Genomic DNA, 10,179 nt, shown 5'->3' on the forward strand with positions numbered 1-10,179 from the left:
CGATGTTTGGTAAATTAAGTTGGGACGCGGTCCCATTCCACGAGCCGATCGTAATGGTGACTATCGCCATGATCGCGCTGGGTGGTTTGGCGCTGGTTGCGGGTATCACCTATTTCAAGAAGTGGTCCTACCTGTGGACCGAGTGGTTGACCTCGGTCGACCACAAGAAAATCGGCGTCATGTACGTCATCGTTGCCATGGTCATGCTGCTGCGTGGTTTTGCCGACGCCATCATGATGCGTACCCAGTTGGCCATGGCCACCGAGGGTTCGCCTGGCTACCTGCCACCTGAACACTATGACCAGATCTTCACCGCCCACGGTGTGATCATGATCATCTTCATGGCGATGCCTTTCTTCACCGGCTTGATGAACCTTGCCTTGCCGCTGCAGATTGGTGCGCGTGACGTTGCCTACCCGTTCCTGAACTCCCTGAGCTTCTGGCTGCTGGTGTCCGGCGTGGTGCTGATCAACGTTTCCCTGGGCGTCGGCGAATTCGCCAAGACCGGTTGGGTTGCGTATCCGCCATTGTCGGGGCTGCAATACAGTCCGGGCGTGGGTGTGGACTACTACATCTGGGCGCTACAGTTATCAGGGCTCGGGACGACATTGACGGGGGTCAACTTCCTGGCCACCGTCCTGAAAATGCGCGCCCCTGGCATGAAACTGATGGACATGCCGATCTTCACTTGGACCTGCACCTGGGCAAACGTACTGATCGTGGCTTCGTTCCCGATCCTGGCCGCTACCATGGCGCTGCTGTCGCTTGACCGTTACCTGGATTTCCACATTTTCACCAATGAACTTGGTGGCAATCCAATGATGTACGTGAACCTGTTCTGGGCATGGGGTCACCCTGAGGTGTACATCCTGATCCTGCCAGCGTTCGGTATCTTCTCTGAAGTGATCTCGACCTTTACCGGCAAGCGCCTGTTCGGTCACCACTCGATGGTCTACGCATCGGGCGCGATCTCCGTACTGGGCTTCATGGTGTGGCTGCACCACTTCTTCACCATGGGTTCGGGGGCCAGCGTCAACGCCTTCTTCGGCCTGGCGACGATGCTGATTTCCATCCCGACGGGGGTGAAGCTATTCAACTGGCTGTTCACCATCTACCACGGTCGTCTGCGCATGACCAGCCAGGTCCTGTGGACCCTGGGCTTCATGGTGACCTTCGCCATCGGCGGCATGACCGGCGTACTGCTGGCCATCCCGGGTGCTGACTTCGTGCTGCACAACAGCCTGTTCGTGATCGCCCACTTCCACAACGTGATCATCGGTGGCGCGGTATTCGGCTACATCGCTGGTTTCAGCTTCTACTTCCCGAAAGCGTTCGGCTTCAAGCTGCACGAAGGCTGGGGCAAGGCTGCGTTCTGGTTCTGGATCTCGGGCTTCTTCGTCGCGTTCATGCCGCTCTATGCACTGGGCTTCATGGGCATGACCCGTCGTCTGAACGCCACCACCAACCCTGAGTGGGTACCGTACCTGTACGTTGCCATGTTCGGTGCGGTGATGATCGCTGTGGGTATCGCCTGCCAGCTGATCCAGCTGTACGTCAGCGTGCGTGATCGCAAGCAGAACATGTGCGAATCTGGCGACCCATGGAACGGCCACACCCTGGAATGGTCGACTTCGTCGCCACCACCGTTCTACAACTTCGCCGTGATCCCTACTGCGAACACCATTGATGCGTTCACCGAAGCCAAGGAAGACGGTACTGCGTACCAGAAGCCCAAGCACTACGAACCGATCCACATGCCAAACAACACCGCCACTGGCGTGGTGATGGGTGCGCTGTTGACCGTGTTCGGTTTCGCGATGATCTGGCACATCTGGTGGCTGGCAATCGCGAGCCTGGTGGGCACTATCGGTTACTTCATCATTCACGCTGCCCGTGATGATCAAGGCTACATGGTGCCGGTCGAAACGATCGAACGCATCGAAGCCGAGCAGCACGCTCGCCTGGTAGCCGAGAAGAAGATCCCGGCCAACCGTGTAGAAACCTCGTTGGAACAGGCTTAAACCATGTCGAACTTAGTGACCAATGCTGGACACGCCCATGTCGATGACCATGGGCACGATGACCACCACCACGACTCGGGGCCGATAACCGTCTACGGTTTCTGGCTCTACCTGATGACCGACTGCATCTTGTTTGCGTCGATCTTCGCGGTGTACGCGGTACTGGTAAACAACGTAGCGGGTGGCCCGTCGGGCCACGACATCTTCGAACTGCCTTACGTGCTCGGCGAAACCGCCTTGCTGTTGTTCAGTTCGATCACCTACGGCTTCGCCATGTTGGCCTTCTACAAGGGCAACAAGAAGGGCGTACTGAGCTGGCTGGGCCTGACCTTCCTGTTCGGCCTGGGCTTCATCGGCATGGAGATCAACGAGTTCCACCTGCTGATCTCCGAAGGCTACGGCCCGCACCGTTCCGGTTTCCTGTCGGCGTTCTTCACGCTGGTCGGCACCCACGGTCTGCACGTATCCGCTGGCCTGCTGTGGATGGCGGTGATGATGTATCAGGTCAATAAGCACGGCCTGACCAACACCAACAAGACTCGCCTGAGCTGCCTGAGCCTGTTCTGGCACTTCCTGGACGTGGTCTGGATCTGCGTATTCACCGTCGTTTACTTGATGGGGACTCTGTAATGGCTAATGCACACTCCCATGACAGCCACGATTCGAGCCACGGCAGCGTAAAGTCTTATGCCATCGGCTTCATCCTGTCGGTCATCCTGACCCTGATCCCATTCGGCCTGGTGATGTACCCAACCTTGCCGAAGTCGATCACCTTGATGATCGTCCTGGCGTTCGCGGTGATTCAGGTTCTGGTTCACCTGGTGTACTTCCTGCACCTGGACCGCTCCAAAGAGCAGCGCGAGAACGTGATCGCGTTTGTGTTCGCAGGCCTGGTGATCGTTCTGCTGGTTGGTCTGTCGCTGTGGATCATGTTCAGCATCCACACCTACATGATGGCGAAGTGAGGTAAGACCCGATGTCGCTTAAGCACTTTATCCAAATCACCAAACCGGGGATCATTTTCGGTAACGTGCTTTCTGTGGCGGGCGGTTTCTTCCTGGCCTCCAAGGGACATGTCGATCTGGCCATCTTCCTGGCGGCAATGATCGGTACGTCCCTGGTGGTTGCTTCCGGTTGCGTATTCAACAACTGCATCGACCGTGACATCGACATCAAGATGGAGCGCACCAAGAATCGCGTGCTGGTCCAGGGCCTCATCTCCCTGAAGCTGGCACTGATCTATGCGACCGTCCTGGGTGTTGCCGGTGTGGCCCTGTTGTACAAGGTGGCCAACCCGTTGGCGGCGCTGTTTGCCGTGATCGGTTTTGTCATCTACGTCGGCCTCTACAGCCTGTACCTCAAGCGCAAGTCGGTTCACGGCACGCTGGTGGGCAGTCTGTCGGGGGCGATGCCGCCGGTGATTGGTTATGTGGCTGTGACCAATAGCTTCGACATGGCCGCGCTGACGCTGCTGGTGATGTTCAGCCTGTGGCAGATGCCGCATTCCTACGCCATTGCGATTTTCCGCTTCAATGACTACCTGGCTGCGTCGATTCCGGTATTGCCGGTCAAGCGTGGCATTCAGGTGGCCAAGAAACACATCCTGCTCTACATCCTGGCCTTCCTCGTGGCGACCTTGATGTTGACCTTCAGTGGCTACGCCGGCATGAGCTACCTCGCCGTCGCCGCCGCCATGGGCATGTACTGGTTGTACATGGCCTGGACCGGCTACAAGGCGGTGGATGACACCGTCTGGGCGCGCAAGCTGTTCGTGTTCTCGATCTTCACCATCACCGCGCTCAGCGTGATGATGTCCCTGGATTTCCAAGTGCCGAAAGAGCTGTTGCTGACCTACGCTCACTGAGTGGTCTTGCAGTAAAAAAGCCCCGCCTTCGAAAGTCGCGCGGGGTTTTTTATTGAGCGCTGCGTTATCGTTGACGTTTTTCGCGAGCGAGCGCGCTCCTACCTCCCAATTCTACAAATGCAGGAAGCAATGCAATGAGTAAAAAAGCCGTAATGGTCTTCAGTGGCGGGCAGGATTCGACCACCTGCCTGATCCAGGCCCTGCCGCTGTATGACGAAGTGCACTGCATTACCTTTGATTACGGCCAGCGCCATGTGGCAGAAATCGAAGTGGCCCAGAAATTGGCCAAGCAGTTGGGTGCCACTGTGCACAAAGTGATGGATGTGTCCCTGCTCAATGAGCTGGCAATCAGCAGCCTTACCCGTGACAACATTCCGGTGCCGACCGTGAACAGCTCGGGTGAAAGCCTGCCGAGCACCTTTGTGCCGGGGCGCAACATCCTGTTCCTGACCCTGGCTGCGATCTACGCCTACCAAGTCAAGGCCGAGACCGTCATCACCGGCGTGTGCGAAACCGACTTCTCTGGCTACCCCGATTGCCGGGATGAGTTTGTCAAAGCGCTGAACCAGGCCCTCAAGCTGGGCATGGAATACGACGTGCGCCTGGACACGCCGTTGATGTGGCTGAACAAGGCCGAGACCTGGGCCCTGGCCGATTACCACGGCCAACTGGAGCTGGTGCGCGAGCAGACGCTGACCTGCTACAACGGCATCATCGGTACCGGCTGCGGTGAGTGTGATGCGTGCAACCTGCGCGCTCGGGGCTTGAATGACTACCTGCAGAACCAGACAAATGTGATGCAGAGCCTCAAGCACAAGTTGCAACTCAAATAACCCTTGTAGGAGCGAGCTTGCTCGCGAAAAACCTGAGAGCGCCGCGTTCCACCAGATGCGCTGCGTGATCGTTGACGTTCTTCGCGAGCAAGCTCGCTCCTACAGGATTATTGATAGCGTTTGAACAATGAGCGTGCGCCATAGGCAGGCAGGATGTTGAAGAACGCAAAGCCGACTTTGATCGCGATTTGCACGTAAATCATGCTGAGGATATCGCTGGTCTGCATGGCGCCGTAGAAGGCAATGAAGCAGAACAGGAAGCTGTCGATAATCACCGCGAAGAACGTACTGAGGAATATCCGCAAGTACAGGTACCTGGAGTTAGTCAGCTCCTTGATCTTGCACAGCAGGTAGGAGTTTATATTCTCCGACACCAAGAACGACACCGAAGAGGCCACCAGCACCGACGACACTTGCAGGATCACGTCGGTATAAGGCCCATCCAGCTTCCAGCCCGGCAGCCCCGGCAGGAACGTCGAGCCATACAGCAGGATGATAATCATCGCGTTGCTGGCAAATGCAAACAGAATGGCCCGCCTGGCCAGGCGCAAGCCGAAATTCTCGTTGAGCAAGTCCACGATCAAAAAGGTCAGCGGGTACAGGAACGTGCCCGGCGTGACGATGATGCCCAACGACTCCAGGTAAATCGGCTTGGTCGCGGCAATGCTGGTGAAGATATAGAAGGTGAACAGCAGCAAGTTCAGGATGATGTAGATCATCCAGGAGTTTTCATTGCGGTCGTTTATCTCGTAAGCGGTCAGTGCTCCGCCTTGGGAATAGAACTTCTTGTACAGGTTCTTGATTTCCATCTTGTTGAAGTTGTCCATCATTTCACTGCTGAGCACTTCACTCAGCTTGATCTTGAGGACCTTGCCCGTGGCGATCACCATGATCACCGCCAGGCGCTTGTCGTTTTCAAAGCCCAGCAACTTGTATTTGCTGTTTTCAACGGCGCCCTCAGACGTTGTCATTGAAGCGCTCCTCAAGGATGTCGCCGATGACACACAAACGCTCTGAGTTCCCACAGGGTTCGAGGGTGATGAACAGCTTCTTGGTGGCGCGGTCGTACACCAGCTTTTCTTTATCGTCGCTCGACGAGCCTTTCTGCACGATCAGCAAGTCCCCCGGTTCATTGAGGCCCGGAATTCCGTGCTCAAGGCGCACGCCGATCAAATTGCAGGCGCTGCCGAAGTAGTACGTCAGCGGGTGCAGCGTGGCCAGTTCACCGATGCGCTTGCCCAGGTTCTGCATGAGCAGGCTTTCCTTGAGCACAGGTACTGCTGCCGGGTTCTTGTTACCCAGCGGGGAAACATTGCTCTCGATGACTTCCTTGGCCTCAAAACTGATGGTCTCGATTTCTTCGTAGGAGACGCCAAAGAAGTCCGAGATCTTGCGAATCGTCGACTGCTGTACGTTAACGACCTTGCCTTCCAGGATGTTGTAGATGGTGGTCCTGGTCAGGCCGGCAGCACTGCTTAACGAAAGCTGGGTTTCGCCACGACTCTTGATCAAGTACTTGATGTTGCTCTTCAAGTGCTCGGTTTTTTCCCGTCTGTGTATCAAGTGCTCACCACTTCCATTTAGTCATCAGTCCATGCCGGCAGAACCCAATGTTGCGGGTTTGGCGGCAGTGAAAGTGTTGCATGCGCCCGCTATAACAATAAAGTACTGAGTGCAGGGATACGCCTTGGTGGTAAATCAGGCAACGGCTTTCTCGTCATACTCTTCTGAACGGCCCGCGCGAATCCCTCGCGCCTCTACAAGGAGTAGCCATCATGGTGCGTGTAAGTCGTCGATCCCTTCTCGCCCTGGGCGCGGCCCTACCTGTGATGGGGCAGCTCAATTGGGCCCTCGCCAGCCCGGCGCCGACGAAATCTGACAAGGTGCTGCTCAATTACAACGAAAGCCCCTACGGCCCTTCAGACGCGGCTCGCCAGGCGATGCAGCGTGCGATTGCAGCCTCCGGGCGTTACCCTTACCCGGACATGTATGCATTGGCCGCGCTGTTCGCCCAACAACAGGGCATAGCCGAAGACAACGTCGGAGTGTTTGCCGGCTCGATGGCCGCCCTGCGCTACGCGGTGCTGGCGTTCACCAGCCAGACCCGCGGCCTGGTGATGGCCACGCCGTCCTACGAAGTACCGCGCCAGGCGGCCGAGTCGATCAAGGCGCCGGTGCAAGAAGTGAACCTCGACGCCCAGCATGCCCACGATGTGCCTGCCATGCTCGCGGCGGACCCGCAGGCCGGCATGCTGTACCTGTGCAACCCCAACAACCCGACCGGTACGCTCACCTCGCCCGAGGCCATCCGCCAAGCCCTGGCGCACAAACCCAAGGGCAGCGTGCTGGTAGTGGACGAGGCTTATATCGACTTCTGTGACGCCCCCAGTTGCGTGAGCTGGGTCAACGACCATGACGACCTGCTGGTGCTGCGCACGTTCTCCAAAATCTATGGCATGGCCGGTGCGCGCCTGGGCCTGGCAATCGGCCACCCGGCGCTGCTGGAGCGGTTGGCGGTGTTCGGTGGCGACAACGTCCCGGCCGGCGCCAGCTTGCTGGCCGCCCGTGCCAGCCTGGAAGATTCGCAGCTGGTGGGCCAACGCAAAGCGCGAAATGCCAGGTTGCGCGATGAGACGATCGCCTGGCTCAAGGGCCGGGGCTTTACCTGCACCGCTTCCCACAGCAATTGCTTCATGATCGACGTGAAGCGCCCGGCAGAGCGGGTGATCGAGCGGCTGGCAGCACAGAATGTGCTGGTGGGGCGGGTATGGAAGGACTGGCCGCAGTGGGTACGGGTGACCGTGGGCAACCCGCAGGAGATGCAGCGCTTTCGCGACGCGTTCGCGGCGCAAGTCTAGCCCCTGTGTTTGTCATCCGCTGCCTGGACAGGCAAGCCAGGCATGCTTCATGCTCGACCGGGTCGAATGCTCAAGGAAGATACCCGTGCGACCTAATGGCCAACCCGATAAGAAATCGCCCATGCTGCCCGAGGATATGCGCCGCTTGCTCGATGCCGAGCTGAGCCGCCGTGGCCTGGGGCACTTTGAGGTCTACCAGTGTGGGCCGTCAATGGACCAAGCGCAGATTGTGTCCAATTACCCAGAAGCCATGGAGCCTTCCGACACGGCCGACGATTTCTACCGGCGTGGCGAGCTGGTTTCATTGACCCGCACCCGGATCAAACCGTTTTTCTGGAGTGATGAACACCTGCTGGCCGTGGCCGATGAGGCGGTGCCGGTGCCGGGCCCCTACAAACCCGTTGGCGAGGGCGCCAGTTTTATCGTGCATGGCAATCGCGGTTTCTACTCGGTGCTCAATCTGTGCAGCTTCGGCGAGGACCAGCAATTTCGCGAGACCGTGCTGGCCCATCAAAGTGAACTGCAGATGCTGTTGGTCTCGATGTACGACGAGGCCCTGGAAGAGCACGCCGCGCCGGTCGCGCAACAGACGGTGCTGACCCCACGGGAAACCGAAGTATTGTCCTGGGTGAGCCTGGGCAAGACCTACAACGAAGTGGCGCTCCTGACCTCGATGACCTCCCATACGGTCAAGTTTCATATGAAGAATATCTTCGGCAAATTGCAGGTCACCAACGGCAAGTCAGCCATCGGCAAGGCCCTGCAATTGGGCTATATCCGTCACCCGGCCTGAGGCCGCAATCACCGCCTACCTGTCCAAATGGGTAGCTTGTTCGCCGCACAGTGCTGCATTAGGTTGCCCAGCTATGGAGTTTGGCGCCGGACACACCGGCGCCGCCATTGAGAAAGGACATCCGGATGAGCCGCTCTGTAGCTTTGCTCCACGCCTGTGCCAGCGTGTTGCGCTGATGGGCACTTTTCACGCCTTGCGCGGCCTTAATGCGCGGTTGCAAGCACTGTTCATGATCACGCTGGTGTTCCGCATGGGCACTCTGGCGTTTCCTTTCTACGCGGCGTACCTGATTCATCAACACGCGATATCGGCGGGCACGGCTGGCCTGTTGGTCGGCGTGTACGGCGCGGGCGCCCTGTGTACCGACCTGGTCATCGGCGCCGTGATCAAGCGGTTTTCGGCCAACCGGGTCATCCTCGGTTCGTTGGTGTTCAACGCGGTGTTGCTGCTGGTCATTCCCTCGGTGGAAAACCTGCTCGCGCTGTTCCTGTTGTCGTTTCTCTGGGGCGCTTGTTACGAAGCCTTCACACCGGCCGCGTTCTCCGAGACGGTGGCTCACAGCAGCCTTGAGTCGCGCAAGGTGGCGTTTTCCTGCAACCGGCTGGCGATCAACATAGGCATGGCCATCGGGCCGTTGCTGGGTAGCTTGATCTTTCTGCGCAATGCCGACGCGGTGTTCTACATCAATGCCGTGTTGTCCTTGCTGGCCTTCGCCGCATGCCTGCGGTTCGGACGGCCCCGGCCAGCCACCCAAGACGCGCCCTTCGCTGGCAAGGGCGAGGGCTTGCCCGAGGTGGCGGCTCATGAGCGTTCGCGACTGCTGGTGATCCTGTTGGCGGCGCTGCCGGTGCACGTGGCATACGCACTGCCGCCGACTTTTCTGTCGGCGTACATCATCAACTACACCCAATTGCCGGCCTATTACGTGGGCATCATTTTCTTTATCAATGCTTTGCTGGTGATTGTGTTTGAAGTGCCGATCAACCTGCGCATGGCGCACTTGTCGAGCAGCCGCTCGCTGATCATCGGCTTCTTGCTGGCAGGCAGCGGTTTCTTCTTGATGGGCTTTGGTCAGGTCGGCGCGCTGTTGATGCTTGCTACGGTGTTGTGGAGCCTGGGCGAGATGATTGTGTTCCCCGCGATCACCCACTATGTCAGCAGCATTTCCAGCCACGACAGCGTGGGCCGCAACCTTGGCTACTACTCGGCAGGCGTCAACATCGGCGTGATGATCGCGCCATCGTTGGCGTTCATGATACTGGCCCGGCCCACCTTGCCGTCACCGTGGCTGCTGACAGGCTGCGTGTTGGTGCTGTTGGCCATCGCCGTGGGGATGATGAAAAGCTCGGCGATGTTGTGGAACAAATCGGCGTAGACGGCAACCGGCGCTGCGCCTTGCACGCGCGCCGGGTTGCGTCAGCTACTTACTGGGCGGCGATGGCGTAGCCGTCAAAGGCGCTTTGCTGTTGCAGCGCGGTCACGATGCTCTTGCGCGTGACCGGCTGCTCGGCACCGCTGTTGTCGATGAAGGTTTCGCTCGCAAGCTCCGCCTCGCTGCCTTCGCCCACAAAGGTGAAGCCCAGGAATTCCAGCGCCTCGCGGTCCACATTGAGCTTGGAGCGCGGGGTGCGCAGCGGCAGGGTGACGCTGATGCCATCTTTGCTGATCACAAACACTTCGTTGTCTTTCTTGGCGCGTGCAGCTTTGCCCTTGCCGGCGCTCGGGTTGCTGATGGCCTGGTGCGACTGGTTAAGCACCTTGAGGGCCAGGCCGTAGACCAGTTCCTGAAACTCTGGGTCGTCCTTGAAAC

The 10,179-nt window shown here is 58.4% G+C and carries 10 protein-coding genes and 1 pseudogene; 8 read left to right on the top strand and 3 right to left on the bottom strand.

The genetic code is table 11. The annotated features are described in order from the left end of the window. Positions 1-2: 2 nt before the first annotated feature. The 5 genes from cyoB (at position 3) to queC (ending at position 4,718) form a co-directional block, all read left to right on the top strand. Entirely contained in the window at positions 3-2,021 is a 2,019-nt protein-coding gene (cyoB, locus tag GIW04_RS10540) for a cytochrome o ubiquinol oxidase subunit I (RefSeq protein ID WP_003194053.1), read from the top strand. 3 nt (positions 2,022-2,024) lie between these two features. Beyond that, the gene (locus GIW04_RS10545; RefSeq protein WP_003194052.1) at positions 2,025-2,651 is read left to right on the top strand and encodes a cytochrome o ubiquinol oxidase subunit III; all 627 of its coding nucleotides are present in this window, start codon (positions 2,025-2,027) and stop codon (positions 2,649-2,651) included. Then, entirely contained in the window at positions 2,651-2,986 is a 336-nt protein-coding gene (gene cyoD / locus GIW04_RS10550; RefSeq protein ID WP_003194051.1) for a cytochrome o ubiquinol oxidase subunit IV, read from the top strand. Before GIW04_RS10545 ends, cyoD begins: the two co-directional genes overlap by 1 nt. Positions 2,987-2,997: 11 nt before the next feature. Next, positions 2,998-3,885, top strand: a complete 888-nt coding sequence (gene cyoE, locus GIW04_RS10555; protein ID WP_003194050.1) for a heme o synthase — start codon at positions 2,998-3,000, stop codon at positions 3,883-3,885. Positions 3,886-4,019: 134 nt separating this feature from the next. Beyond that, on the top strand, positions 4,020-4,718 hold the full coding sequence (gene queC, locus GIW04_RS10560) for a 7-cyano-7-deazaguanine synthase QueC (protein ID WP_003194049.1): 699 nt from the start codon (positions 4,020-4,022) through the stop codon (positions 4,716-4,718). Between the two features lie 107 nt (positions 4,719-4,825). Here queC and GIW04_RS10565 read toward each other — a convergent pair whose 3' ends face one another. Together GIW04_RS10565 and GIW04_RS10570 are read right to left on the bottom strand one after the other, a co-directional pair. After that, a complete protein-coding gene (locus tag GIW04_RS10565) occupies positions 4,826-5,689 on the bottom strand; it encodes a queuosine precursor transporter (RefSeq protein ID WP_003194048.1) in 864 nt (287 codons plus the stop codon). Beyond that, the gene (locus GIW04_RS10570) at positions 5,676-6,281 is read right to left on the bottom strand and encodes a helix-turn-helix transcriptional regulator (protein WP_003194047.1); all 606 of its coding nucleotides are present in this window, start codon (positions 6,279-6,281) and stop codon (positions 5,676-5,678) included. The genes GIW04_RS10565 and GIW04_RS10570 overlap by 14 nt, the downstream gene beginning before the upstream one ends. 212 nt (positions 6,282-6,493) lie before the next feature. Between GIW04_RS10570 and ptaA the strand changes: the two genes are divergently transcribed. The 3 genes from ptaA to GIW04_RS10585 all read left to right on the top strand — a co-directional run bounded on the left by ptaA (position 6,494) and on the right by GIW04_RS10585 (position 9,744). Continuing rightward, positions 6,494-7,576: a pyoverdine biosynthesis transaminase PtaA gene (gene ptaA / locus GIW04_RS10575; RefSeq protein WP_120248544.1), complete on the top strand. Its 1,083-nt coding sequence runs from the start codon at positions 6,494-6,496 to the stop codon at positions 7,574-7,576. A gap of 121 nt (positions 7,577-7,697) precedes the next feature. Then, complete coding sequence (locus GIW04_RS10580) at positions 7,698-8,369, top strand: helix-turn-helix transcriptional regulator (RefSeq protein WP_186354260.1); 672 nt, start codon at positions 7,698-7,700, stop codon at positions 8,367-8,369. A 175-nt stretch (positions 8,370-8,544) separates the two neighbouring features. Continuing rightward, positions 8,545-9,744: an MFS transporter gene (locus GIW04_RS10585; RefSeq protein ID WP_183043787.1), complete on the top strand. Its 1,200-nt coding sequence runs from the start codon at positions 8,545-8,547 to the stop codon at positions 9,742-9,744. Positions 9,745-9,793: 49 nt separating this feature from the next. On the opposite strand, the pseudogene GIW04_RS10590 reads toward GIW04_RS10585, so the two are convergent. Further along, positions 9,794-10,179 (bottom strand): annotated as a pseudogene (locus GIW04_RS10590) (hypothetical protein); the annotation flags it as partial.

The organism is Pseudomonas sp. PA-4-8C, from assembly GCF_021606625.1.
Taxonomy (GTDB): Bacteria; Pseudomonadota; Gammaproteobacteria; order Pseudomonadales; family Pseudomonadaceae; genus Aquipseudomonas; species Aquipseudomonas lactis.